The organism is Vibrio sp. St2 (assembly GCF_947311885.1).
Lineage (GTDB): Bacteria > Pseudomonadota > Gammaproteobacteria > Enterobacterales > Vibrionaceae > Vibrio > Vibrio coralliilyticus.
In genome coordinates this window covers 266509-291245 of record NZ_CAMZNA010000001.1, presented here as the reverse complement: position 1 = coordinate 291245, position 24737 = coordinate 266509, and the positions used below count along the sequence as shown (strand labels likewise).

23 protein-coding genes are annotated in these 24737 nt (G+C 44.9%); 6 read left to right on the top strand and 17 right to left on the bottom strand.

Annotated elements, in window-relative coordinates:
* Positions 1 to 26: 26 nt before the first annotated feature.
* The gene (locus QMA41_RS01305; RefSeq protein ID WP_281628630.1) at positions 27 to 953 is read right to left on the bottom strand and encodes a LysR family transcriptional regulator; all 927 of its coding nucleotides are present in this window, start codon (positions 951 to 953) and stop codon (positions 27 to 29) included.
* Between the two features lie 116 nt (positions 954 to 1069).
* Here QMA41_RS01305 and QMA41_RS01300 point away from each other — a divergent pair, with 116 nt between their 5' ends.
* Entirely contained in the window at positions 1070 to 2233 is a 1164-nt protein-coding gene (locus tag QMA41_RS01300; RefSeq protein ID WP_281628629.1) for an MFS transporter, read from the top strand.
* 59 nt (positions 2234 to 2292) lie between these two features.
* On the opposite strand, the gene QMA41_RS01295 is transcribed toward QMA41_RS01300, so the two are convergent.
* The 3 genes from QMA41_RS01295 to QMA41_RS01285 all read right to left on the bottom strand — a co-directional run bounded on the left by QMA41_RS01295 (position 2293) and on the right by QMA41_RS01285 (position 5765).
* Positions 2293 to 2994, bottom strand: a complete 702-nt coding sequence (locus QMA41_RS01295; RefSeq protein WP_281628628.1) for a DUF1028 domain-containing protein — start codon at positions 2992 to 2994, stop codon at positions 2293 to 2295.
* A 22-nt stretch (positions 2995 to 3016) separates the two neighbouring features.
* Entirely contained in the window at positions 3017 to 4408 is a 1392-nt protein-coding gene (locus QMA41_RS01290) for an AbgT family transporter (RefSeq protein WP_281628627.1), read from the bottom strand.
* Between the two features lie 94 nt (positions 4409 to 4502).
* Positions 4503 to 5765 (bottom strand): M20 family metallo-hydrolase, encoded by a 1263-nt coding sequence (locus QMA41_RS01285; RefSeq protein ID WP_281628626.1) that lies wholly within the window; start codon positions 5763 to 5765, stop codon positions 4503 to 4505.
* Between the two features lie 231 nt (positions 5766 to 5996).
* Between QMA41_RS01285 and QMA41_RS01280 the strand changes: the two genes are divergently transcribed.
* Complete coding sequence (locus QMA41_RS01280; protein ID WP_281628625.1) at positions 5997 to 6743, top strand: FCD domain-containing protein; 747 nt, start codon at positions 5997 to 5999, stop codon at positions 6741 to 6743.
* Positions 6744 to 6805: 62 nt separating this feature from the next.
* Here QMA41_RS01280 and QMA41_RS01275 read toward each other — a convergent pair whose 3' ends face one another.
* The 6 genes from QMA41_RS01275 to QMA41_RS01250 form a co-directional block, all read right to left on the bottom strand.
* Positions 6806 to 7717, bottom strand: a complete 912-nt coding sequence (locus QMA41_RS01275; RefSeq protein ID WP_171352707.1) for a VirK/YbjX family protein — start codon at positions 7715 to 7717, stop codon at positions 6806 to 6808.
* Between the two features lie 87 nt (positions 7718 to 7804).
* The gene (gene ompV / locus QMA41_RS01270) at positions 7805 to 8581 is read right to left on the bottom strand and encodes an outer membrane protein OmpV (protein ID WP_281628624.1); all 777 of its coding nucleotides are present in this window, start codon (positions 8579 to 8581) and stop codon (positions 7805 to 7807) included.
* Between the two features lie 82 nt (positions 8582 to 8663).
* Positions 8664 to 9971, bottom strand: a complete 1308-nt coding sequence (locus QMA41_RS01265) for an ATP-binding protein (protein ID WP_281628623.1) — start codon at positions 9969 to 9971, stop codon at positions 8664 to 8666.
* Between the two features lie 21 nt (positions 9972 to 9992).
* A complete protein-coding gene (locus QMA41_RS01260; protein ID WP_281628622.1) occupies positions 9993 to 10709 on the bottom strand; it encodes a response regulator in 717 nt (238 codons plus the stop codon).
* Between the two features lie 769 nt (positions 10710 to 11478).
* Positions 11479 to 11820, bottom strand: coding sequence for a DUF3316 domain-containing protein (locus tag QMA41_RS01255; RefSeq protein ID WP_006962405.1), 342 nt, complete (start codon positions 11818 to 11820; stop codon positions 11479 to 11481).
* Between the two features lie 231 nt (positions 11821 to 12051).
* Entirely contained in the window at positions 12052 to 12975 is a 924-nt protein-coding gene (locus tag QMA41_RS01250; RefSeq protein ID WP_281628621.1) for a LysR family transcriptional regulator, read from the bottom strand.
* A 373-nt stretch (positions 12976 to 13348) separates the two neighbouring features.
* Between QMA41_RS01250 and QMA41_RS01245 the strand changes: the two genes are divergently transcribed.
* The gene (locus QMA41_RS01245; protein WP_006962409.1) at positions 13349 to 14260 is read left to right on the top strand and encodes an omptin family outer membrane protease; all 912 of its coding nucleotides are present in this window, start codon (positions 13349 to 13351) and stop codon (positions 14258 to 14260) included.
* An 83-nt stretch (positions 14261 to 14343) separates the two neighbouring features.
* Positions 14344 to 15150 (top strand): phytochelatin synthase family protein, encoded by an 807-nt coding sequence (locus QMA41_RS01240; protein WP_281628620.1) that lies wholly within the window; start codon positions 14344 to 14346, stop codon positions 15148 to 15150.
* Between the two features lie 56 nt (positions 15151 to 15206).
* On the opposite strand, the gene msrQ is transcribed toward QMA41_RS01240, so the two are convergent.
* Both msrQ and msrP read right to left on the bottom strand, forming a co-directional pair.
* A complete protein-coding gene (gene msrQ, locus QMA41_RS01235; protein WP_281628619.1) occupies positions 15207 to 15809 on the bottom strand; it encodes a protein-methionine-sulfoxide reductase heme-binding subunit MsrQ in 603 nt (200 codons plus the stop codon).
* Positions 15806 to 16813 carry a protein-methionine-sulfoxide reductase catalytic subunit MsrP gene (msrP, locus tag QMA41_RS01230; RefSeq protein WP_038159024.1) on the bottom strand — a complete coding sequence of 336 codons (1008 nt, stop codon included), beginning with the start codon at positions 16811 to 16813 and terminating at the stop codon, positions 15806 to 15808. Before msrP ends, msrQ begins: the two co-directional genes overlap by 4 nt.
* Positions 16814 to 16990: 177 nt before the next feature.
* Between msrP and QMA41_RS01225 the strand changes: the two genes are divergently transcribed.
* Positions 16991 to 17188, top strand: a complete 198-nt coding sequence (locus QMA41_RS01225) for a DUF2986 domain-containing protein (RefSeq protein WP_095560244.1) — start codon at positions 16991 to 16993, stop codon at positions 17186 to 17188.
* On the opposite strand, the gene QMA41_RS01220 is transcribed toward QMA41_RS01225, so the two are convergent.
* The 5 genes from QMA41_RS01220 to nirB form a co-directional block, all read right to left on the bottom strand.
* Positions 17168 to 17650 (bottom strand): NYN domain-containing protein, encoded by a 483-nt coding sequence (locus tag QMA41_RS01220; RefSeq protein WP_006962420.1) that lies wholly within the window; start codon positions 17648 to 17650, stop codon positions 17168 to 17170. The two genes, QMA41_RS01225 and QMA41_RS01220, sit on opposite strands and share 21 nt — an antisense overlap.
* Positions 17651 to 17747: 97 nt before the next feature.
* Positions 17748 to 18506, bottom strand: a complete 759-nt coding sequence (gene cobA / locus QMA41_RS01215) for a uroporphyrinogen-III C-methyltransferase (RefSeq protein WP_171352714.1) — start codon at positions 18504 to 18506, stop codon at positions 17748 to 17750.
* 145 nt (positions 18507 to 18651) lie between these two features.
* The gene (locus QMA41_RS01210; protein WP_019276488.1) at positions 18652 to 19500 is read right to left on the bottom strand and encodes a formate/nitrite transporter family protein; all 849 of its coding nucleotides are present in this window, start codon (positions 19498 to 19500) and stop codon (positions 18652 to 18654) included.
* 125 nt (positions 19501 to 19625) lie between these two features.
* On the bottom strand, positions 19626 to 19949 hold the full coding sequence (gene nirD / locus QMA41_RS01205) for a nitrite reductase small subunit NirD (RefSeq protein ID WP_021457103.1): 324 nt from the start codon (positions 19947 to 19949) through the stop codon (positions 19626 to 19628).
* 12 nt (positions 19950 to 19961) lie between these two features.
* Positions 19962 to 22517, bottom strand: coding sequence for a nitrite reductase large subunit NirB (gene nirB / locus QMA41_RS01200; protein ID WP_281628618.1), 2556 nt, complete (start codon positions 22515 to 22517; stop codon positions 19962 to 19964).
* Positions 22518 to 23049: 532 nt separating this feature from the next.
* Between nirB and QMA41_RS01195 the strand changes: the two genes are divergently transcribed.
* Entirely contained in the window at positions 23050 to 24594 is a 1545-nt protein-coding gene (locus QMA41_RS01195; protein WP_082314019.1) for a PAS domain-containing methyl-accepting chemotaxis protein, read from the top strand.
* Positions 24595 to 24737 lie beyond the last annotated feature (143 nt).

The window sequence follows — 24737 nt, the reverse complement described above, 5'->3', positions numbered from 1 at the left end:
TAGAATGGTATCCGCCCCGCCACCCCTCACCTTGCAGCCGTGGCAAATGCGTCAACCAGATGCTTCAAAAACAGAGTGAGACGTTTAGGCTGATATTTACGATCGCGGTACACCGCATAAAGCTCAGAATCATTGTTCGAAGAAAATGGTTTAAAGTCGACGCGAAAATCCGGCAGTAGGATTTGTAGTGTGCCTGCCTTAACGTCAGCCTCAACATCTAATCGAGACTTAAGTGCAATACCAACACCTTGCTTTGCCCAATGCCGAATCACCTCACCATCGTCTGAACAACGAAAGCTCAGCACCTGATGCGATGATGTCTCATCAGACTCCTTGTGCTGGAAGTACCAAAGCTTCATTTCCTGTTCATTTCTCAGCAAAGATAAACATTGGTGTGAGCGAAGTTGTTCAGGATTGTTTGGCATGCCGTGATTATCAATATAAGCAGGAGATGTGACTAAAACACGCTCACTTACGGCTAGCCTTTTGGCAATCATGCCGCTATCTGGAGGAGAACCATAACGTATCTGGAGATCAATGTTGTTTTCCGACCAGCTCGATAGGTTGTCATGCAATAGCAAGTGAGGCACAACTTTGGGATAGAGCTGCTGAAAAGTATCGATAGCTGGCATCACAAACTGCTTACCAATATCTTTAGGGGCTGAAATTCGAATTTGCCCTTCTATCTGAACAGCAGTGTTATGCAGTTTTGCTTCCGCTTCACGGACACTTTCTAATATCTGTAGACAAGACTCATAATAGTTGAGACCGGAATCTGTTAGCGCAATATGCCGTGTACTGCGGTTGAGTAGCTTCACACCGTGCCTCTCTTCAAGTGCTTGAAGCCTTGCCGTTACGCTGGCCGGCGACAGCCCAAGCTCTCTGCCTGCACTTGCCAACCCTTGATGTTTGACAATCAGAGTGAACAATTCCATATCCGCTAGTTTGTTCATTGTTCCTCACCAGCATTATTCAGAAATAGTGAATTATGAATTCGATTCTCACCCAATTATCAACAATGTGCAAATACATAAAATGGAATCATCAACTTCATTACCGAGATACATTTATGACGAATCAGAAAATGCCATTGCAGGTTTGGATACTTACACTATCCGCATTTGCTATTGGCACCGCAGAGTTTGTAATTGCTGGAATATTAACCCAAGTTTCCGGCTCGATGGGAATCACCGAGGGCCAAGCTGGTTATCTCATTAGTGCTTACGCTCTGGCTATTGTGTTTGGCGGGCCAATTCTCACTATTTATCTGGCCAAATTTAACAAGAAACCAGTCTTGCTGTTTTTGATGTTGCTGTTTATCGCGGGCAACTTAATTTCGGCTTTCGCACCAAACTATACCGTGTTGATGGTGAGCAGAGTCATTACTGGATTGGTACAAGGGCCTTTTTACGGCATAGGTTCCGTTGTCGCAACTAGCCTGGTGGCAGAAAAAATGGCAGGTCGTGCTGTAGGTCAAATGTTCGCAGGTTTAACACTCGCGAATGTGCTTGGCGTTCCCGGAGGTACGTGGATAGGGCTTGAGCTTGGCTGGCACACAACGTTTATTACTGTCTCCGCACTCGGCATTGTTGCATTCTTAGCCATTTCTATGTTCATCAAGTCTGATCACGCTCATTCTCAGTCTGATGTTAAAGACCAGCTCATGGCCTTTAAGAACCCAATGCTACTGATCAGCCTTTCGATTACAGTACTTGCATGGTCAGGCTTCATGACCTTTTACGGCTATATCGCCCCTATTGCTCAGCATGTCGCTGGTTACTCTTCACATGCAGTAACCTGGATTCTGGTCGTTGTCGGCTTTGGTCTGATTGTCGGGAACCACCTTGGCGGCCGCTCATCAGATAAAGATTTAGCAAAGGCGTCACTTTGGTGGTCTGTCGCTATGGTTCTCTCACTCATCGCGGTAGGACTCGTCTCAGATAACCAGTGGCTGTTTGTGATTGCTAGTTTCGTATTCGGCATTGCCTCTTTCGCCAATGTACCTGCAATGCAACTGCGCGTCATGAAACATGGTGGTAAAGGTCAGGAGCTGGCGGCAACAGCAAATATCTCCGCTTTTAACTTAGCTAACGCGTTTGGAGGTTTTATCGGTGGGACGATTTTGGATAGCCCGCTGGGTGCCGGTATGATTCCTTATGCGGCCATTGTTGTTCCGCTTGCAGGTGTATTGCTGATTAATGCAGCAAACAGACGGGAAACAGCGCTTCAATAAATGAGAGAGCCAAGCGGCAGGTTACCGCTTGGCCCTCTTTGCCTTCATAACCTAAGTAGTTACTGATTTGGCAAGTTGTTGAGAAACTCTTGAAACTCAGCGCCCCGAACATGACGCAACACCTTTCGCAGTGCTTCAATTAAGTCTCCATCCGCCCAATCAACTCGAATATCAACGGGCGCCTTCGTCATACTCTCTACTCTTAAAGACGCAGAAAATGTTCCTCGCTTATCCCCGCCAGCTTGTAACGACTTCTCTAATGCGGAGATCAAGGTTTCAGGCAGTTGGTCTTCATAATCATGACGATATTTGGGAACGCCGCCTGCCCTAACCGACTCCGCGTTAATGGCCACTTGTTCTAAGAAGCTGTCTGCAAGGGCCGCCAGAACCGAGTCACTCTCCAGCATATTTCCGGCAACGGCTAGCGTTGGAAAGGCAATGGAGCCTGTCACTGCAACATTGTCGTTACCATGGATAAAAGCACTGTTACCGTTTCTATCCATCACTAAGCACTGACGCTTTGAAAACTCATCATCCCCCGCTTTCAGAGCCTCGACTGTCTCTGCAGCACTCATGCCTTCGGTTAAACACTTTCGAGCCAGATCTGCATACCATGGGTTGGTGAACAAGCCTTGGGTGGCGCAACCACCTAGATTGCGCCAACTATGATTAACATAGCCTCCGACAGCAACACCACCTGTTGCTGTTATTGATGCAGATAACCCCGTTTTAGGGTTTACATGTATAAGTGAAATCGTCATAAATTCTCTGCAGTAAAAAGGCTCAATAGCCCACCATTTGACCTATAAACAGGACAACCCAACACAATGCGTACACAAACACCATGAAAGGTAAGATCGCTTTTAACCATTGCTCATAAGAGACACGGCCAAGAGCTAACATCGCAAGTGTTCCACCAGAAGTTGGCACAATGAGATTCGTTAAACCATCACCCACTTGGAAAGCGGTAATCATTAACTGACGGCTCATTCCGACCAGATCCGCAACAGGAATGAGAATTGGCATTGTCACCATTGCCTGACCTGAGCCAGAAGGAACAAACAAGTTAATTACGCCTTGAACAACACTGGCAACAATTGCCGAGATCGCAATTGGCATATCTTTGATCAGTGAGCTCAACGCATGAACGATAGTGTCGATGATTTGTGCTTGATCTAAAATCACCTGAATGGAAGCAGCAACACCAATCACTAACGCACCAGCGGTGACACCTGAAGCACCTTCCATCATCTGTTTGACAATAGCGTTGGCATTCAGGCCATTGACTGCACCAATCACGATGGCCATCAACAAAAATAGACCTGCGATTTCATTGATGTACCAGCCATTAACGAACACGCCATAAAGCATCACACCCAAGCCCGCAAGGAAAACACAAAGCGTCAGTTTGTCTTTTTTTCCTAAACGGTAATCAGATAGATCTTTGCTTAATCCCTCCGACGATTCTGGCTCTTTAAACTCCATCTTGGTCACTCGAGCGCAGATATAGTAAGACAAAAGCGCTAGTGAAGAGAGCACCATGACAACACGCAGCCAAGCCCCTGAAAATGTTGGCAGTTCAGCAATACCTTGAGCGACACCTACTGTATATGGGTTAATCGGAGACAAGGCGAAACCCACGCCGATACCACCGACAGCCAACACCGTACCCACTAAGCTCGAATACCCGACAGCAGCAGAAATCAGAACGGCAACAGGGACAAGCGCAATGTTGTTTTCAAACCCTACCGCAACACCGAAGAAACCATAAATGAACGTCCCGATGGTAATGATCATGTTGCGTTTTTTCACGCCAGCGCGGTTGACTGCAACGCCAATCGCGTTCTCTAGTGCACCGGTTCGTTGCAATATGTGGAACAAACCACCAGCAATAAAGACGATGAACAAATAAGGCGCAGCACTGATCAAACCTTTGGGGATAGCAACGAAAACATCAAAGAAGTGAACCGAAGGAACGTCTTTCAAATAGGTAAACGAATCCGCCACCACAGACGTTTTACCATTACTGACAATACGTTCAAACTGACCCGCTGGTACAATAAAGGTCAGCAAATAGGTTGCGACCAAAATCATAAAAATTAGAACCATCGGGTCTGGAATGTTTTGATACCATCGCCTCTTTTGAGCGGTTTCCATGTTCTTTGTCATGTCCATAACAAAATATCTCCTTAGTATAGGGATAAACGCTGCTAGATAAGAGCGTTCTTGCTTGCAAGCAAAGCTAAATCAACGACTATGGCTGATGTTTTCACTTGCCAATATCTGGTTGTTGCTTCATTAACAGACAGAAGTGATTAAGAACTTCCGCCGCTGCGACTAAATCTTCTTGCAATATGGTTTCTTCAGGGTGGTGACTGATTCCGTCAGTACAACGTAGGAATAGCATGGCGATATCAGTAAGCTTGCTCACAGCCAATCCATCGTGGCCTGCGCCGCTGTAAATATGCTTAGGTTCAATTCCAGCCAATTGCACAGCTTCACTTAACGTTGCTGAAAGTGAGTCTGCACACTTAACCGCTGACTGTTCATAGGTTTGCTCATGCTGGTAAGCGAGATTGTATTGGCGCATCAAAGATTCAATGTTTGATAACATCTCTTCTCTTGCTGCTATACGCGAGGCGTCGTTTGGTGAACGTAGCTCAATTGTAAGGTCCGTTTGCTGGGGAATCACATTCACGCCATTTGGGTAGTTGGCAATTTTGCCCACAACACCCACCAAGTCCTCTTCGCGTTTACATAGTTGATCAAACATATGAATCACTTGAGACGCTCCCACCAGCGCATCTTGCCGCATGTGCATAGGAACGGTACCAGCGTGACTCGCCTTACCCACAATCGACAAGGTATGACGCTCGATACCTGTCATCGCTGTAACAACACCTACAGGCAAATTAGCCTGCTCTAGCTGCGGCCCCTGCTCAATATGCAGCTCAACAAAACCAAGAACACTCTTCTGATCGTAAGAATCTTCACTGATCAACTCCGGCTGGCAGCCAAATGAGACCAGCGCTTCTCGCATGCTAACTCCATCAGCGTCTTTCGCTTCAAGCATTTGAGGGTCAAAGGTTCCAGATATCGCTTTGGAGCCAAGCAATGTGGACTGAAAACGAGTCCCTTCCTCATCACTGAATGCTATGACATCAATGTGAAAAGGGAACTCAATTTGGTTTTGATGAAAGTAGTTCACCAATGCAATAGGCAGAATAACGCCAAGAATACCGTCGTATTTGCCTCCATTTGGAACCGTATCTTGATGCGAACCAAACATTAGCGTTTTGGCATCTGGATTTGAACTTGGGTAACGTCCGATCAAGTTGGCGGCGTTGTCCATATGTACATTCATCCCAGAAGCCGTCATCCAATCTCGAAGTTTTCGATTGGCACCCGCATGCTGCAGAGTGGCACATAGTCGAGTCACTCCTTCTTTATCGGGATTACTTGTTTGGCTGCATTGAGCAATAGACTCAAGCCATTCCCAAGCAAGGTCAGCTGTTTGTTTAAAATTCTTCATTTTTCGCTCTACTTTTGACCATATTTCACTTTAATTTATCATGATAAATTTCAAATAAAATATATTTATCATGATAAATTACATTTTTGTGAGTACGATAAGATCAATAATCGGATAGTTTCATAACGAAACTTAGGGGCGATTTAGTCCAGTATTTCGATAGAAAACAGATGACTTTCGGCAGAAATGCTTCAAAATTTGTGAGAAATAATAAAGTGCAGCGAGGTTAAAGTGGTAAGCAGCGCGAAAGGACGAAGAACGCAACAATTAGCAGAATCCATAAAGGATTGGATTGTGGAGCAAGCACTCCAACCAGGAGACCGCCTTCCAAACGAAGCAGAAGTCATGGAGACCTTTGAAGCGTCAAAGAGCACCGTTCGAGAAAGTATGCGTATCCTTGAGGCACAAGGCATTCTTGCAACCAAAACTGGCCCCAAAGGTGGCGTTTTCGTAAGTGAAATGTCTGAGAGCAAAGCTCAGTCCTTGATGAGCAACTATTTGTTCTTTAAAGATATATCTATTTCGGATCTATACCAGCTACGTCTATCACTTGAGCCGGAAATCGCTGCGTCACTCTCGGGTAAGCTAAACGAGTCACAACTGAACGCCCTCGATAAGCAAATCGACAAATATCAGAAGCCTCCCGAAGATATTTATCAAGAGAGAGAGCACCACATCGCTTCCATTGAATTCCATAGCCTCCTTGCAAGCTACTCAGACAATGAACTGCTCAAGTTTATCGTCCGCTTTACTGCGCAAATGCTGACAAAACTCACCATATACCGGAAATTGTATGAAGCAGGAAATCATAAATTATGGCATACCGGAATTGAGAGTCAGCGTTCGCTAGTCGATGCGTTACGCTCAGGGGATGCGGTGAAAGCAAAACAGGTAATGCAACAACACATGTTGACCGCGCATCAACTAATGGTTCAACAAGAAGCAGAAGTTGCGAACCGATTTATTTCCGAAGGATGAATACTTATAGAGTGTTCCCTGCATTCGATTGCCCTCTGCGTCTTTGTGCCTATGTGTTGGCGCTAGTCAGCGAGTTCACCAAGGCGCTGACGAATTGTTGTGTGGGTATCTTCAAGCCAGGCGTAACGTTTTGTGTAAAGGCGTCGCTTCGCTTTTTTCAATGAGCTTGGATCTTTACGAGCAGGACAAAGAGGTATTTGATACAGATATTTTGATACCTCTACACCACCATATTCTGCCCACAATTCAGAATAGTTATACGTGATGCTTGAGCGCTTAGAGCCTGTATATCTTAGTGCTTGGTAGACATGGCCCTTATTAGTAATGCCATACACCGATTCAACACCCCACTCACGTGCAAGTATAAGCAATACCTCAAGCATGAGCGCTTTGGGGCGAAGCCCATGCATTCCGCGCGTCAGGCTTTTAATAATTTCACCACGACCAGTGATATGATCGCCCGGGCCTTGCAAGGCTCCAATGTGGATTTCGCGTTTTGGCGACGATGAGATATTGAAGGCTAAAGTGAATAAGTCCTGTTTATTCTCATCGACCAACTTCAAAGCCAAAGACCCTTCCCTTTCAGGACCCGCACACAACATGAGTCTGCAATCCTGAATATCCATCAAGCACCAACCTTCTTCAGAATAAAAGTCGAGGAATGCGCGTCCGTACATTTGGTGTAGCGTCTGAAAGTGCTCATAGATTTTTGCAGCCCTTTGTTGAGGGCGCCACTTTAGACAAACGAATGGTTTTAGGGGCTTTTCAAACATCCTTGGGTTTGTCTCTTGGATCGGACGAAACTCCGGCTGATCAAACAACTGCTGCATTTGTTTCAACACATTAGGTTTGAACATTGACCACAAACAAAAACGGGCGTTATAGCGAAGCTTTTTCACCCCACGGATATCTGGGTAAACACTCTCAGCAACGCGAGGGAGAGATTTAACAAAATGGAAGTAGTTGGCAGACATAGATTCACTAACACTCAAACGCAGCGGTTAAAAATAGAAGGAGGAAAGCCTGACGGTCAGTCAGGCCTTGGGAGATAGTTGCTGAGATCAGAAACGGTATGCGACGGTCGCGCCAACGGTCCACTGGTTTGCGCTATCAACAATTGGAGAGTCCGCAATGTTGTCGCCAAGACGAGTGTAAGCCGTCGTCTGGGTAAGCTCCCAACTGTCATTAATTGGAAGGATAAGCTTGTAGCCTAAGTTGTAAGACACATCACCGCTTCCCTTGTACGCCTTGCGTGCTTGAGTCGCTTCTTTGTCTTTTACGCCAAAGTAGTAGTCCACGTAATCTTTGCTTTGATAAGTCAAACCAGCAAATGGGACTAGGTCCATGCTGCCAACACTCATTGGCAAGAAGTAAGTTACACCCGCTAGGTAGCCATCGTAAGTATCGGTAACATCATGCTGAGCGTAAGTAGAAATGGTGCCTTGAGATAAGTGGAAGTCAGCGTTGATACCAAGGTCCAGACTCGCTTTACGCTTGTCCATACCTTTCAGGAAATCTGAAGTGTCATGGTCATACATCAAGCCAGAAGAACCCAAGTAGGCGCTCATGTTGAACATATCACCAGTATTACCAAGGAATCGGTAGTTGATCCCTTGCAGGCTCGCATTGAAATCTTCGCCTTGGTAACCAAAGTTACCAAGAAGCGTCGCGTTATGTTTCTGATCCTTGTAGAGATCGCTTACGCCTGCTCCACCTAGTTCAGCAATCCAGCTATTTTCTTTGGTATAAATGTTACCGTTTCGAATGTATGTATCACCGGCGGCATGTACCGCTGTTGCCGCTACTAAAGTTGAAACTAGAATCGTTAGCTTTTTCATCGTTTTGTCCTTGTGTTAACTTGTTATGAACACTGTACAAAACGATTCACCCTGACAATATCTTTACTTTGTCACGCCTTTGTCACCGTTTGTCAGACTCATCTGACATACGTGGGATTTGTAGAGTAAATTTAGCTCCACCAAGTAAACTTGCACCCACTTCGGCACGTCCATCATGACGTTCAACGATCAATTTGACAATCGCTAGTCCTAATCCAAAGCCAGTATTGGCTTTGTTCCTAGAGGGGTCTGCACTATAGAAAGGGTCAAAGATAAAGTTCCAGTGATCGGTTGGGATTCCCGGTCCATCATCTTCAACAGTAAATAGGATGGTTTCATTTTCTAACTTCGCCGAAAGCTGGATTTTCTGATCCGCATAGCGCAACGCGTTAGAAAGCAAGTTATTGATTGCCCTTTTGAGCAGTGCGCTGTCTGCCTCGACAAACAAATTGTCTTGAACCTCTAACGACACCAAGTTCATTTTAGTGTCAGGCAGTTTGTTCGTCAGTCCGTGCATAAACGGGTCGAGCTCAATGGCTTCAATGTTAAGCGCTGAGTCTGGGCGCTCTACCTTGGCGAAATAGAGAAGCTCATCGACCATTTGTTCCATCTCTTCGGTATCTTCAATGATGCTGGCGATTTTATCGTGCTGCTCTTGAGTTAGGCTCTCGTCTTGGAGCATTTCAGCCTGCCATTGAATACGGAAAACGGGAGTTCTTAAATCGTGGGCGACGGAGTTGGTAAGTGAGCGGTTACTGGTAATAAGATCGGAAATCTTATCGGCCATATAGTTGAAGCTATCATTGAGAGAGCCTACACGATGTCTACTACCCGTTGGTGCTCTTGAGTTGAAATCACCTTGAGCGAATTTCATGGTAACCTCTTCAAGAGTACGAACTCGCCTGCTTAAGAACCAAATAAGTCCCGAGGTGTAGATAAAGAAACCGCCCAGAATAAATCCCCAAAGAATATCGTCATCAAACTCTATGGCTTTGCGAAGGTCAGACTCGACGTCAGGTTGAACTCGGTAGATGGTGTCTGGTGACGATAACATGAACCAGAAATCACGCTCGTCGTCATAAAATGTGAATGGGTGAATACGATCATTAGTGAAGTAGTTTTTCACTTCATCTGGCACATCTGAACTCGGAAAAGCCGTCAATGTTTTCGCAGTATTGGCGATAAACTCATTCAGAACTATCAAAGCTTGATCTTTACCCTGATGGTCTGAAATTGTCATTAGGACGTCCCTAAATGCGGCGCCCTCTAAGTCTTCTAGAACATAGTCATAGTCTGTATTAAGTTGATAAATAATGATTTCATACGCCACCAGACTCAGGGTGAACAACACCAACAACCCGAAAAATGCCTCAATGTAGATTCGGCGCATACCTCATTATCCTCAAAAATTTTACCAACTATCTGGTACGAACAAATAACCTTTACCTCTGACAGTGATGATGCGTTTAGGTGTCGCGGAATTGTCACCCAGTTTTTTTCTCAAACTGACCACTTTGTTGTCGATCGTACGATCCAAACCATCGTATTCGATACCTCTCAACGTTTGGGTCAGAAAGTCGCGCGATAACACTTCATCCGGAGCGCTAGCCAGTATCCAAAGCAGATCAAAATCGCTGTCAGACATGCTGACCTGAGCACCATCAAGAACACACACTTTGCGCGCTTGATTCAGGCTTAGTTGGCCGTATGTCAGAGTATTCACTGGTTTGGATTCTACCTCAGCAGACTGTTCCCCAATTGGGCCTCGCCTTAATAGCATCCGCATGCGAGCGAGTAATACGCGTGGTTTTATCGGTTTGCTGACAAAATCATCGGCACCAATTTCAAGTGCCGCAACATGGTCAAAATCATCATCACTTGCCGTCAACATTAAGACTTTACCGGAGTATTTCGCTCGAATCTGTCTACAAATTGTCAGGCCATCCATTCCCGGCAGCATCAGATCAAGTAAAAGCAGATCCGGCTGTTGCTCAACAATAGCATCAACAGCACTGCTACCGTCTTCGAAAGTAGTGACTTCAAAATCTTGTTTAACGAAGTATTCTTCAAGCATTGAGCGAAGCTTTACATCGTCTTCAACAATAAATAAGGATTGCAAAGAGCTCATCGACTATATAACCAGAGTTCTGAATTTGAGATTGAGTAATATTAGCTTAAAGCTATAAGGATTACCGTAACAAAGGTGAGCCCAATAGATTTATTTTGAACACAGTTCAATTATGAGACGGGAGTTATCCTTAATGAGCTGACAGAGCTACAGGGAAGAAACCCAGCCCATTAAACCGCCGCTATTTAGATCATCAAAAATATTTAGAAATATAAATCATCCTTAATAACTAACGTGAAGCGGATTAACACGTTAAGTTCGAGGTGCGGAGTGACGAATTTTGGCTCTATTACGGCGTCTTGTAGCTTATCGTTACTCCATTTCCCTACAGAGCTAGTTTGGACATCTAGACGTGATTAGCTGTGTGCTTTGGGGTGACTCTTCTCACCCCACTTTTTTCTCAATCGCATTCCTTTAGAAATGCATGTCGACAAAAGCGCTTCATTTGGAAAGCGGCTCTTCACAATACCTGCTTTTATGTTTTTATCTTAGTTTGGTTATTGATGACGACATGCGATTGTTCGCTGCTGGAGCAAAATTAGGTTCGGTTTCTTATTGGTTGCCATCTTTATTAAAGAAGTATCCGCTTCACCAGTAGTAGAGCAATCTGATTTATCACTGATGCGAGGCAACACACTTTTTAGTCAAGGCTACAGCTAAATTACTGGGAGAGGTTTTTCTGGGTACTTTTGGTAAGGGGAATCAAAAAGTAACGTAAGCCCTAGGGAAGTCCTTATCTCCTAGGCTTAAGGCAGTAAATAGACTCATATTAGTCTTTTTGCTTCGCTTTAAATTGGTAATCGAAATTCAGGATAGAGCGATACTTCACCTCTCCACGATTACTTGCGTACTCTTCTACTTTCACTTTGAAGTCATCCAACTTGATGTCGCCTACATGTGAATAGCCTAATGTTGCAAACTCGTTTTTTCGCTCTGCTTGGGACATGTCCTGCATAGAATCTTTCAAATTGAAGCCAGCTTCATAAGCTGCCGTTTTGCTATCAAATGAACCAGCAGAAATGTTTTGCTCACCGCTGATGTTAACAAAAGAAGAAGCGAAAGCAGAAGTTGCTAGTAACATAGTTGAAGTAAGAGTAATTAAACGTTTCATAATTATTTCCTCACATTTTGTATTTATTAACATTGGTTAAACAGAATGTTTCTCCAATCAACAGAGTCCATTTTATATTGCACAATCGTGCAGTAAATAGGTGTTCTGTCCATTCATTGTGGAAAATATTGCACCAATAGATGTCACCCCAATGTAACTAAATGGTTGGATTTTGCAGGTAGAGTGAAGAAAAAAAGAGCGCCTGATAGGCGCTCTAGATCGAACTGGGTATCAATGAAACCGTTGTTCCCAAATTGGCGGAGAACCTATGATTTCTTCAACAGCTTCAATGAAAAATTTAACCAAAGGCGGCTGGTTTCGATGTGAATACATGGCATAAATACCGCTCTGCGTGTAAATATCAGCATAGGGTAGCAGCTTCACCAGCCCCATCTCATTGAGAGGTTCTGGCAGCATAAAATCACAGATTAAACCATAGCCGATACCTGCTTTCATACCTTCTATCATCAGTTCGGCTTCGTTAACGAAGTACTTACCGTTCATTTCATATGAGGCGAGTTCATCTCCATTTGTCCCGCTAGGCATTTGGAATTGGTCTGCGGTCATGCTGCCATTGGTATACACAATAGCAGGTAGAGAAATGAGCTCCTCTGGCGTTTCTGGGTTGCCATGAAGTTCAACAAACTCTCGAGAAGCAAGAAGTGAAAAGTCATTCGGTGAGATTTTTTTGGCTACAAGGTTTGAATCCTGAAGTTTGCCGATGCGGAACACAACATCAAAACGCTCACCAATCACATCCACCCTACGATCATCCAAAATCAGTTCAATGGTGATTTGCGGATACTTCGCCATAAACTTTTCGATAGCAGGCTGAAGGTACATACGACCAAAAACCGTCGCACTTGAAATTCTTAAGTGGCCCTTAGGCTCATTGTGGTAAGTATCTGCAATATTGCGGGTGTCAGCCAATAACTCTCTGACTTTTCTGGCTTGATGAACAATATCCTGCCCTGCTGATGTCAATGCTAAAGAACGTGTCGAGCGATTGAGTAGACGCACACCCAATGTCTCCTCCAGTTTCTTGATCTGCTTGGACAAGACAGAGCGATCCATATGTAAACGTTCAGCTGCTTTTGCAAATGACCCTGACTCCGAGACCTCAAGTAACATTTCCAGTCGATTTGCAAAGTCCATACTACCTCCAGTTTAAAGCTGCCTTTAAGAGCCAAGCTTACTTATTGATAAGGCAGATATATTAACTCAAAGAGTTACATAATGATTATAGACTTATTGTCTATAGTTCATTTCTTTAATGTCCATAATTACTATTCGCGGCGAATTCTCCTTGATACAAAGGGGGTTGATGTAACACAGACCAGCTCTCTGATTTTCATTCCTCTGTATTGACCTCAATCTCAGGTAATCACCTGATATTTCGTTATTCGTCCAATTTTTATACTCCACTCCAATTTCATGCTGATTAGTCAAGCTAGTAAGCCTCTGGAATTCACCACTATTTCAATCATTTGGCTAAACACTTGCCCATACCGGAGTATTTAAAACACTTATGAAACAGTTAACTTTGATGCTAATTCCGCTCGCTCTGGCTCCTAAAGCTATGGCAGCAGGCGATACAAATAATGTCACGCTAGAAGGATCTCTTGGCGTCTTGAATGGCTCATCAACGGAACTGGTTTACGACAGTACAGGAAGGAAGCTGAGTCAGCTTGACTGGGAGATCGATAATGTCCCGATAATCAAGCTAGGTGCTGCTTGGGATATTAATGAGAATTGGACGCTAAGGGGTAGCTTTTGGTCTGTGCTGACTGATGATGGCGACGCTCATATGGAGGACCGCGATTGGCTTAATGCTAATCAATCATCACCGACAGACATATCCATAAGCCCAGACACTAAGTTACGAGATGCTCATGAGATTGACATCAATGCAACCTACTGGCTGCTTAGCCAAAGCAATTACAAAGTCGGTGCTCTAGCGGGCTATCAATATAACCTCTTCAAGTGGGACGGCATTGGTGGCACTTATTCCTACAATAATGGGGCTGACGTAGGCTCATTCCCAAACGTCGTAGGCATAGACTATAAGCAGGAATTCAGCGTGCTATATCTTGGACTAGCTGGAGAATACAAGCTGGATAAATCGGACTTTGGTGCACAACTTAAATGGAGCCCATGGGTTGATGCGAAAGATGTAGACCATCACAACATGCGCGATCTGACCTTCTATGAGCAAAGCAATCGTAATTCTGATTTTATCTCGTTGTCGCTCAACTATGGTTACCACTTTACGCCAAGCATGAAGCTATATGCCGAATATGTTTATACCAAATACTCTGAAGCGAAAGCAGATACCACCATCGTTGACAACAGCTCTGGTGACTCTGGAGTAGTACCCAATGGCGCTGGCTTGGATAACCACAACTCAACCGTTTCAGTTGGCCTGAAATACACATTCTAGTCACTTGAAAATGACTCAGAACGGTGCATTCGTTTGCGCCGTTCTTTTCTAAATTCCCCCAATCATCATCGGAATACAATCTCATGAAACACGCTATTAAATGGTCTCTGGCAGCTTTGATTATTAGCTGCAGCTTTAACGCACTGGCGGCAAAAATTGTCTATTGGGACGATGCTGAATCTTTTGAACGTTTGGTTTCGTCAGAAAACAAGACAGACTTTGCGCGACTCTCGGTTTACTACCAACCGCAAGAAAACAAAATGTTCTGTGGTGTCGCATCGGCTGCGATGGTGCTAAATGCACTGCGTGTTGATAGAACACCAGAGCAGATTCCACTTGATTCAAGTCAGTTCTCTACGTTGGAGTCCGGCTACCTGCCAAACGGCGGTGGCAATGTCGAGCACTCAGATAAATCCTATGTCAGCTGGTCTCCCCTATTTCACCGTTATACTCAAAACACCGTGTTAATCCACTCACCGAAATCCAGAATTGAAATCCTAGGCAAGCCCACGAAAGGCAGCCAGTTTAACGACTATGGGTTGCAACTTTCTCAATTCGTCGATCTGGTTAAATCCAATGGCGCTAAAGTCGTCAGCTACGAACTACAAAACATTGACGATATCGACACAATTAAGGCAAATATGGTCACGGCACTGAGTCAGCCAGAACATTACCTGGTGGTAAACTACGCTCGAAAAGGCGTTGAGCAAAAAGGTGGTGGACATTACGCGCCAGTGGCTGCTTATGATGGAGATTCGGATTCATTTCTCATCTTAGATCCTAATAACGCTGACTACTTGTGGCATTGGGTCGATGCCACCAGCATGATCAAAGCGATGAATACAATCGATGTCGACAGATACCGCGGCTACGCCATTATCTCCGACTAATCAAAAGACCAGCAAACCGTTTGGTTTGCTGGCCTTTCAACACTTCTCTTGCACGATTAGCGAAGTAATCGTTGTTTAAGAGTTTTCCAACGAACACCAAGTAACACAAGGGCTATCAGAATATAGATTGTTGGTTCAGTGACCTCAGACTTTACCGACCAGTAGAAATGTATCGGTGCAAGCAGCAAGGCTAAATAAACCCAATTATGTAGCTTTTGCCATTTTGCTCCCAGTCTACGCTGCATTGCTTTGGTCGATGTTACAGACAGCGACAACAATATCAGCCACACAGCTCCACCTACGGTGAGATAAGGACGTTTGATGAGCTCCGAAGCCAGTAAACTCCAGTCCAAGCCCAGATCCAGCGTCGCAAAGGCGACTAAATGTAATACCGCCCAGAAAAAACTATATAGCCCAACCAATCGTCTGACTCTGACTAACGCCCCTTGCTTGGTCCATTTCGCTAATGGCGAGACCAGTAAAGAAACAAACAACGTATTGAGTGCACTGATACCCGTGTAGTGGATGATGCCCTGTACCGGGTCCCCACCTAAACCACCCGCGAGAGCCTTAAGCACCAACAACAGCAAGAAACTCAAAGACACACCATGGATAACTACCTTCAGCCCGGTAATCGCCTTTGGAGACAACCTCATCAATAGAACTTCCTCAAGTCCATATTCTTGTAAAGATGAGCGACTTCTTCTTCATAGCCATTGAACATCAATGTAGGCTGTCTGCGGCTGCTAAATAAGTTACCTTCACCGATAAAACGTTCGCTCGCCTGACTCCATCGTGGATGATCGACCTGCGGGTTCACGTTGGCATAAAAACCATATTCATGGGGTGCAAGTCTATTCCAAGTGGTTGGTGGCTCTTGATCTGTCAAACGAATACGCACAATAGATTTGATACTCTTGAAGCCATATTTCCATGGCACAACTAAGCGCAAAGGCGCGCCATTTTGGGGAGCTAAGGTTTTGCCATACAAACCTACTGAGATAAGCGTTAACGGGTTCATCGCTTCATCCAGTCTCAGGCCTTCAACATAGGGGTAATCGATACTGCCACCCCAAGAGTTTTGTCCGGGGAACTGCTCAGGGTCGTAGAGTGTTTCAAAAGCAACGTATTTCGCTTCACTCTTCGGATTGGCCATTTTGATGATGTCAGAAAGCGGAAAGCCAATCCAAGGTATATTCATTGACCATGCTTCTACGCATCTCAAGCGATAGATACGTTCTTCAAGAGTGAACTTGTTGAAAATATCTTCATAATTCAACGTTATCGGATTACCGACTAACCCATCAACTTTGACGCTCCAAGGATCGGAAACAAAACCACCTGATTTTTCCGCAGGATCAGACTTCCCTGTTCCAAATTCATAAAAGTTATTGTACTTCAGTACTTTGTCTTCAGGTGTTAATGAAAGGTCAGCTTGATACTTATCCGGCTTTGAGGCAGATAAATCAATACGGCGGTCTTGAGCAGGCTCCTCTTTTGAGGAGAACAGATCCAAAACACCCGCTTGAGAGTTCGCCGCCAACGGCACACCGACAACAGCAATACCCAGTTTTTTTAATATGTCTCTTCGCTCTTTATACACCGACTCTGGTGTTGCCTCGTTTTCAGATAACGCCCAGCGATGATTTTTCTTTATCCACATAGTCTTCCCCTGATACGACTTACTCACTGAGCAAGAAACAAATCGATTGTTCAATGATTTAACCAGACCGTACTAACGTCAGTTCTCTTTCATCAAAAACGCAGATAATCTTGTTAAGGTGAAGTGTGGTACAAAGTCTGTTACTATGCGCGCCCCTCTGAATACTGGGCGACAACGATGAACCGTAAGAAGAAAATTAACCAGATCCTAAAAGCGAAGCAGAAAAAACAAAACGCTAAGCTACATAAAAGCAACAAGCCTCGCTACATTTCTAAAGCGGAAAGAGCAAAGCTTGAAGCAGAAGAGCAAGAACAGCAAACCGCTGCACAAGTGGAAAATGAAGAAAGCGAAGACTCAGGTTCGTCTGAGCAATAATTCCTCTTCAATCGGGATGAACTTATCGCACACGTCGATTAGTGACTGTGCGCTAAGGCCCGGCACACCAAATACATCCACTTTGGTGCCAAACCTTTCTTGGACTCTTTTGACTAACACGTCAAAGTCGCCATCTCCAGATAACAGAATAACTCGGTCAACCTTGCTGGCAGCTTCGTACACATCCAAAGCAATACCCACATCCCAATCGCCTTTGGCACTGCCATCTTGTCGTTGAATAAATGGCTTCAGTTTAACGTTAAAGCCAATACCGCGAAGGATATGATGAAACTGCCTCTGTTTCGGGTCATGTGAAGCAATCGCATACGCATGAGCCTCGGTGACGTCTCGACCTTCCGTTGCAACGTACCAAAACTCATTGTAGTCAAAGTTTGCGCGGTACTTTTCTCGTGTTGTGTAGTAGATGTTCTGGACATCAACGAAAATGGCGACTTTTTCCATCAGGAATCCTGTTTAATCAATAACGCAGGCATAGTAACAGTTATTGAACTCAAGCTGTTGGTTTTCTATGGATTCTGATGCGAAAGGCAAAGACTCTTTAATTAAACCATTTAAGCTTATCGTGCAGCGAGGTCACGCTACCAACAACAATAAGTGCAGGGCTGACTGCTCCCTCTGCCAACTTGGGTAAGTCTTTTAGTGGCCCAGTGAATACACGCTGTTCGCTGCGTGTTCCGTTTTCAATAATGGCGCAAGATATCTGTTCATCCAGACCATTTTCGATAAGCTTGGTAGTAATTCGCTGGCTCTGCTTTAGACCCATATAAAATACCAGTGTGTTGTTAGATTGGGCCAGTGATTGCCACTCAATTTCCCGACCGTCTTTCTGCACATGACCAGTAATAAACTGAACGCTCTGAGCGTGGTCACGGTGTGTCAACGGAATACCTGCGTATGCAGTTGCGCCAGCAGCCGCTGTTATGCCCGGTACCACTTCAAAGTGAATTCCATGGGCAGCCAACTCTTCCAGCTCTTCACCACCACGACCAAAAATAAATGAGTCCCCACCCTTGAGCCGAACAACACGCTTTCCTGCCAGTGCTTTTTCCACCAAAATCTGGTTGATTTGATCCTGAGGCACGCAATGAAAATCAAGCTTCTTGCCGACATAAACCATCTCAGCTTGAGGATTGGCTAACGCCAATATTTCTTTAGAAACAAGGCGGTCATAAACGATCACTTCTGCTTGCTGTATCACTCGATAGCCTTTAACAGTTAGTAAATCTGGGTCACCGGGACCAGCGCCAACAAGAGAAACAAAACCACGTTTTGGAGAAGAGTTAGGATGAGCACTCATAGCCGTACCTGCTGATTCAAATTTGGATATAAAAAGTAGCGCTCAATCAAAGTACTCATCGAATCACGACTTTTTATCGCCAAACCTTTAACCATATAAAAGGACTCTGCGAAGGCCCCATACTGCGCCATGGGGCCACATCAATTTATTTCGCCATTGCAGGCTTAGCTTTAACTTCCTGCTCAGAATCAATTGATGGAGCAGTTTTCGCGTGAGTCAGGTAAAGAGGAATACAAGTGAACAACAAGCCACCAACGATGTTACCCAGAATCGTTGGAATAAGGTTGAAGTTCAGCCAAGTTGCAATACCGAAATCGGCACCAAGAATCATACCCAGTGGGAACAAGAACATGTTCACAACCGTATGCTCAAACACCAAGGCAAAGAAGATGAAAATCGGTAGCCACATTGCGGCGATCTTGCCAGCTACACTTCGGGCAGTCATGTTACCAATCACACCAAGGCAGACCATCAGGTTACAGAAAATGCCACGCACAAAACAGGTAATCCATCCGTCCATTCCCATGTTTTCAAAACCAACGGTACGCGCTGTTGATACCGCGATAAATTTCTTAACCACGGCATTTGGGTCCAATGAGAAATTGCCCGTTAAGGAGATAGCAACCAGGTAAGCAACGATCAGTGAGCCAATCAAGTTGCCAAGTCCAACTAATCCCCAGCAACGGAAAATGCGGTTCCAGGTGATGCCTGGTCGGTTATCAAACTTGGCAAGAGGTGCGAGACCAAAAACACCGGTGACCAGATCGTAGCCCATCAGACTTAGGATACAAAAGCCGACTGGAAACACTAAAGCACCCACGATGCCGATGCCTGTCTGTACGATAGTCGTAATGGCGACTACAACAGCCAAAGATAAGATGATACCCGCCATTGTGCCGCGCAAAATCAAGTCACGCGTACTTGTTTTTGTTTTCGCTTCGCCGACATCGATCATGGTTTGTACGAATTCGGCAGGTTTTAATGCTGAAGACATAGCTACGTCCTTTTTAAAATTGAAAGTTAAAAGTTGAAATTGAATAGTGAAAGGCTCGTTGCTTCACCTGCTCCCCTATGGAAAGCAACAAGCCTTTAAGCTATTAAATCTCTTCAAACACTCGGTTAAGCAGAAACTTCAACCTGACCTTTAATAACGCGTGTTTTGTATGCTTTGACACTGAAGTTTTCGTCTTCCATACATACACCCGTTGATAGGTTAAAACGCTGTTTTTTCAGAGGACTAGCGACCCACAACTCCTGCTTGTGTTCAACGATCAATCCACGAGAAAGGACATTTGACTGGTAGAACGGATCAGTGTTGCTGATAGCCATCACTTCTTCAGCGTGAGAAGGGCGAAAAATGGCAACCTGCTCCCCAGAAACCAACGCACACACGCCAGTACCCGGGGTGATATCTTCAATACTGCATACTTTTGTAAATGCCATGATCTTGTCTCCCTAAACTAACTCGACGTGAAGGATGTCACCCTTCTCTTCTGGATGTTTTTCTGTGTACGTCGCCGGACGATGCTGTTCACGCTCTTGGACAAAGACAACATTGCTATCGCGTTCATCTGAGTTTATGAAATGTGCGAAACGTTTTAGCTGAGCTTCGTCGTTGATAGTATCAGTCCATTCACAACGGAACTCTTCTACTAACTTGGCTACATCGGCTTCCAGTTGTGTATTGATACCGAGTTTGTCGTTGACGATGACTTCTCTCAGGTAATCAACACCGCCTTCCAGATTTTCCATCCACACAGAAGTGCGTTGCAGTGGCGCTGCCGTACGAATGTAGAACATCATGAAACGGTCGATGTATTTGATGAGGGTGTCCTTATCGAGGTCGCTCGCTAGAAGGTCAGCATGTCTTGGCTTCATTCCGCCATTACCACACACGTACATATTCCAGCCTGCGTCTGTCGCTATGATGCCTAAGTCTTTCCCTTGTGCTTCTGCACATTCACGCGTACAACCCGATACACCGAATTTCATCTTATGCGGGGTACGGATGCCCTTGTAGCGGTTTTCGATCATCACGCCAAGGCCAACAGAATCATGAACGCCATAGCGACACCAAGTTGAGCCTACACAAGTCTTTGCCATGCGAAGCGCTTTGGCATAGGCCTGCCCTGTTTCATAGCCTGCCGCGATCAACTTCTTCCAAATCGCAGGTAGGTCGTCTTTCTGAGCGCCAAACAAACCAATACGCTGAGCACCAGTAACTTTGGTGTAAAGGTTGTACTCGGCAGCAACTTCAGCCAATACCTTAAGTGCCTGAGGCGTCACTTCACCACCAGCCATACGAGGAATCACAGAGTAGGTTCCGTCTTTTTGCATGTTGCCGAGGAAGTTGTCGTTGGTATCGTGAAGTTTGACCAATTCAGGTTTTAGAATGTGCTCACCCCAGCAAGATGCGAGGATTGAGCCTGCTAGTGGCTTACACACTTCACAGCCGTATCCCTTACCGTATTTTTCCAACAACTCATCAAATGTTTTGATTTCTTCAATACGGATAAGGTGGAACAGCTCCTGACGAGAATAAGCAAAATGCTCACACACATCATTTTTTACTTCGACACCTGCTTTGGCTAATTCAGCGTTTAGCACGGATGTCACCAGTGGAATACAACCACCACAACCCGTTCCAGCGCCAGTTACCGCTTTGATATCACCGATAGTGTGATGACCTTGGGCCACGGCTTCAGCAATCTTGCCTTTTGTGACATCAAAGCAAGAACAAATAACCGCTGACTCAGGAAGCGCATCGGCCCCTAGCGTTGGCTTTTCTGCCCCAGCATGTGCCGGAAGAATTAGCGTATCTGGATGTTCTGGAAGCTCGATCTCATTGAGTTTAAGCTGCAGCAAATCACCGTAATCAGATGTATCACCTACCATCACCGCGCCAAGCAACTTCTTACCGTCTTCAGAAACGATGATTCGCTTGTACACTTCCTGCTCTTCGTTTTGGTAAACGTAGCTCTTACATCCCGGTGTACGTCCGTTTGCATCACCGATGGAGCCTACTTTGACACCAAGCAGCTTCAGTTTCGCAGACATGTCCGCACCTTCAAACTTGCTGTCGTTACCTAATAGATGATCAACAGCGACTGTCGCCATCTTGTAACCCGGTGCCACAAGACCATAAAACGTGCGATTCCAAGACGCACATTCGCCGATAGCATAGACATTTTCATCAGTGGTCTGGCAAGAATCATTAATCTCCACACCACCGCGTGGCGCTATACCTAACCCCATTTGACGAGCAAGTTTGTCTTGAGGGCGGATGCCGGCAGAAAACACGATAAAGTCCGTCTCCAATTCGCTGCCATCAGCGAATCGCATTACGTTTCTTGCGGCTTTGCCTTCTGGTGCAATCTCTAGGGTGTTCTTGCTAACGTGCACCGTTACGCCCATACGTTCAATTTTCTGACGTAATTGGTCACCGCCAGCCTGATCTAACTGCTCAGCCATCAACTTAGGAGCAAACTCCACCACATGGGTTTGCACACCCAGTGCTTTCAGTGCACCTGCGGCTTCAAGGCCAAGTAAACCGCCACCAATAACGACACCAACTTTGCTGTTCTTGGCACATGCTTCGATCGCTTTGAGATCTTCGATTGTACGGTAGACAAAGCAGTCTTTGCTCTCGTGGCCCTTAATTGGTGGAACAAAAGGAAAAGACCCCGTGGCCATGACAAGTTTGTCATACTGAATTTCACGTCCAGTGCTTGAATAAACGGTCTGCTTTTCACGATTGATGTTGATTGCGCGTTCGCCCATCAAGATGTTGATATTATGCTTTTCGTAAAAGCCTTCCTTTACAAGCGAAAGCTCATCTGCAGTATGATGGGAAAAGTAAGAAGATAGATGGACACGGTCATAAGCGACACGAGGTTCTTCACAGAAGACAGATATTTCATATTGAGAAACATCCGTCTTCTCAACGAGGTCTTCTATGTAACGGTGCCCGACCATGCCGTTACCTATAATGACCAGCTTCAACTTGCTCATAGTACTTCCTAAGGGTTAGGTTCTTATCACTATGTGCATTGTTAAATGTGAAAGAAAATTAATATATGATGTAAATCAATTACGAAATTGAACTACCCTAAAGGGGTAGGAGCAAGATTTAATCAGCCTATTTATGTATTAAAATTACAATAATGAATTCCTAATCCTCTATAAGACTTAGTAATGTGTACTTTATGTAAACACTTCTTCACAGGAGCTCTGAACGATAAAGCTCGGGTTAACAAATTGAATACAATTGCAATCGAGCACATATGAATAATTGGAATTAATATCTCAACAAAAAGAAACAACATGTAACAAGGTTATTTTTGCAGCAATTATTTGCGAGCAGTCAAACTTCGCTGAGCAGTTTATGAATAGTTAGCTCAAATTGATTTAGGTCATTTATATAACTTTTGCCCTAGGGATAGCATGGCGCGGTAAGTCAAGGAAAAACAAGAAGTAATTTAGCAAATGGTAATAGACCGCTAGCTGAAATACGCCGCCATACTATTTGAGATAACCAATAAAAATGAACAATCAACAGCTCAACAAAGACTATTGCGCTAATGCCAATCTAATATCTACCACGGATCGATCCAGCCTTATAACTCATGCCAATCAAGACTTCTGTGATATTGCAGGCTATTCAACTGACGAATTGGTGGGCAACCCCCACAATATGGTTCGTCATGATGACATGCCAAAGCAAGCATTCGAACAGATGTGGACCTACCTTAAACAAGGGAAAAGTTGGATGGGTCTAGTAAAAAATCAATGTAAAGATGAAGCTCACTATTGGGTATCCGCCTTTGTAACTCCGATTAAAAACCCTGAAGGTGACATCGTTGAATATCAGTCGGTTCGTTCTAAACCCGATTCAGAACAAGTTGAGAGAGCTGAAGCGCTTTATCGTCGGCTACAACAAAATAAATCTACAACAAAACCTAGGCTGCCACTGCACAAACTCACATTAGGCTCTTCTACGTTACTGGCATTATTGTCGCTTTTAATGCTGGGTACGACCCAGAGTGTTCTCAGTGCTGCAATTACCTTAGTTGCGGCAATGATGACATTTGGCCTCGCGTACCAGTACCGACGTAGTAAAAGCATGGCAGCTCTGGCCCAGCAAGCCTATAGCAATCCATTGATGGAAAAGCCCTATACTAACCATTTCGATGATTACTCTCAGGTCGAATTAGCGCTGAAAATGAAGCAAGCCGAACTGCGGGCAGTGACCGCTAGGGCAACGGAAACGTCCGGAGAAATCCTGATTTCAGCAGAAGACGAATTTGGCACGATTCAATCAATCGGACAAAGCCTAGACCAACAATGTCATGAAACGGAGCAAGTTGCCGCAGCTGTTGAGCAACTCACCCACTCTATCAATGAAGTCGCAAGCGGCGCATCTGCGGCTTCAATGCTCGCTGAAGAAGCCGATCAAGAATCTGAAAAAGGGCTAAGCAGCATACATTCCACCATTGCGGAAGTGACTGCTCTTGAAGCTGAGCTGGCGCAAGCACAGACAATCATTAATCAGCTATCTCAAGACAGCCAAAAGATCGACAGCATTTTAGAGGTCATCACTGCTATTTCAGAACAAACGAATCTACTCGCCCTGAATGCCGCTATCGAAGCAGCGCGAGCGGGAGAAGCTGGCCGAGGATTTGCTGTAGTCGCGGATGAAGTGCGAAATCTGGCGTCAAAAACCGGTTCCTCTGCAAGTGAAATTCATACCATGATTCGCCAGCTTCAGGAAACGGCCGAAAGTGCAGTAGGTGCAATGGAAAAAGGTATTGCTCTTTCAAGCCGCTGCAAGCACCGTGCGGATGAAACGGGTGATGTTCTCAGCACGATTTCAGACAAATTGAATCAAGTCACCGACAGCAGCATCCAAATCGCCACTGCGGTCGAGCAACAGGCGAGCGTTACGCAAGAGATCAACCGCAACATCATCAACATCAAACAACTCGCCGATGACACTTCCCAAACGTCACAATCTTCAATCGAACGAACCAGCCATTTGGTTAACAACCTGGAAGGTCTGGAACGTTTAATGAAACAGTTCCAGAAATAATTGGAGAGCCTTCGGGCTCTTTTTCCTCTCCATCATCCAGCCCTGATAACTACAAAAAGATCACTAAAATAAGGTCAAATCTGTTTAACAATCTTATCAATGATACAGGCTTAGGCCTATTAGGGCTCAGAAGTGGTATTTCT

What these genes read in the sequence shown, in the direction of transcription:
- QMA41_RS01305 (WP_281628630.1), bottom strand. Translation starts at nt 953, where the DNA reads ATGAACAAACTAGCGGATATGGAATTGTTCACTCTGATTGTCAAACAT.
- QMA41_RS01300 (WP_281628629.1), top strand. Translation starts at nt 1,070, where the DNA reads ATGACGAATCAGAAAATGCCATTGCAGGTTTGGATACTTACACTATCC.
- QMA41_RS01295 (WP_281628628.1), bottom strand. Translation starts at nt 2,994, where the DNA reads ATGACGATTTCACTTATACATGTAAACCCTAAAACGGGGTTATCTGCA.
- QMA41_RS01290 (WP_281628627.1), bottom strand. Translation starts at nt 4,408, where the DNA reads ATGGACATGACAAAGAACATGGAAACCGCTCAAAAGAGGCGATGGTAT.
- QMA41_RS01285 (WP_281628626.1), bottom strand. Translation starts at nt 5,765, where the DNA reads ATGAAGAATTTTAAACAAACAGCTGACCTTGCTTGGGAATGGCTTGAG.
- QMA41_RS01275 (WP_171352707.1), bottom strand. Translation starts at nt 7,717, where the DNA reads ATGTCTGCCAACTACTTCCATTTTGTTAAATCTCTCCCTCGCGTTGCT.
- ompV (WP_281628624.1), bottom strand. Translation starts at nt 8,581, where the DNA reads ATGAAAAAGCTAACGATTCTAGTTTCAACTTTAGTAGCGGCAACAGCG.
- QMA41_RS01265 (WP_281628623.1), bottom strand. Translation starts at nt 9,971, where the DNA reads ATGCGCCGAATCTACATTGAGGCATTTTTCGGGTTGTTGGTGTTGTTC.
- QMA41_RS01260 (WP_281628622.1), bottom strand. Translation starts at nt 10,709, where the DNA reads ATGAGCTCTTTGCAATCCTTATTTATTGTTGAAGACGATGTAAAGCTT.
- QMA41_RS01255 (WP_006962405.1), bottom strand. Translation starts at nt 11,820, where the DNA reads ATGAAACGTTTAATTACTCTTACTTCAACTATGTTACTAGCAACTTCT.
- QMA41_RS01250 (WP_281628621.1), bottom strand. Translation starts at nt 12,975, where the DNA reads ATGGACTTTGCAAATCGACTGGAAATGTTACTTGAGGTCTCGGAGTCA.
- QMA41_RS01245 (WP_006962409.1), top strand. Translation starts at nt 13,349, where the DNA reads ATGAAACAGTTAACTTTGATGCTAATTCCGCTCGCTCTGGCTCCTAAA.
- QMA41_RS01240 (WP_281628620.1), top strand. Translation starts at nt 14,344, where the DNA reads ATGAAACACGCTATTAAATGGTCTCTGGCAGCTTTGATTATTAGCTGC.
- msrP (WP_038159024.1), bottom strand. Translation starts at nt 16,813, where the DNA reads ATGTGGATAAAGAAAAATCATCGCTGGGCGTTATCTGAAAACGAGGCA.
- QMA41_RS01225 (WP_095560244.1), top strand. Translation starts at nt 16,991, where the DNA reads ATGAACCGTAAGAAGAAAATTAACCAGATCCTAAAAGCGAAGCAGAAA.
- QMA41_RS01220 (WP_006962420.1), bottom strand. Translation starts at nt 17,650, where the DNA reads ATGGAAAAAGTCGCCATTTTCGTTGATGTCCAGAACATCTACTACACA.
- cobA (WP_171352714.1), bottom strand. Translation starts at nt 18,506, where the DNA reads ATGAGTGCTCATCCTAACTCTTCTCCAAAACGTGGTTTTGTTTCTCTT.
- QMA41_RS01210 (WP_019276488.1), bottom strand. Translation starts at nt 19,500, where the DNA reads ATGTCTTCAGCATTAAAACCTGCCGAATTCGTACAAACCATGATCGAT.
- nirD (WP_021457103.1), bottom strand. Translation starts at nt 19,949, where the DNA reads ATGGCATTTACAAAAGTATGCAGTATTGAAGATATCACCCCGGGTACT.
- nirB (WP_281628618.1), bottom strand. Translation starts at nt 22,517, where the DNA reads ATGAGCAAGTTGAAGCTGGTCATTATAGGTAACGGCATGGTCGGGCAC.
- QMA41_RS01195 (WP_082314019.1), top strand. Translation starts at nt 23,050, where the DNA reads ATGAACAATCAACAGCTCAACAAAGACTATTGCGCTAATGCCAATCTA.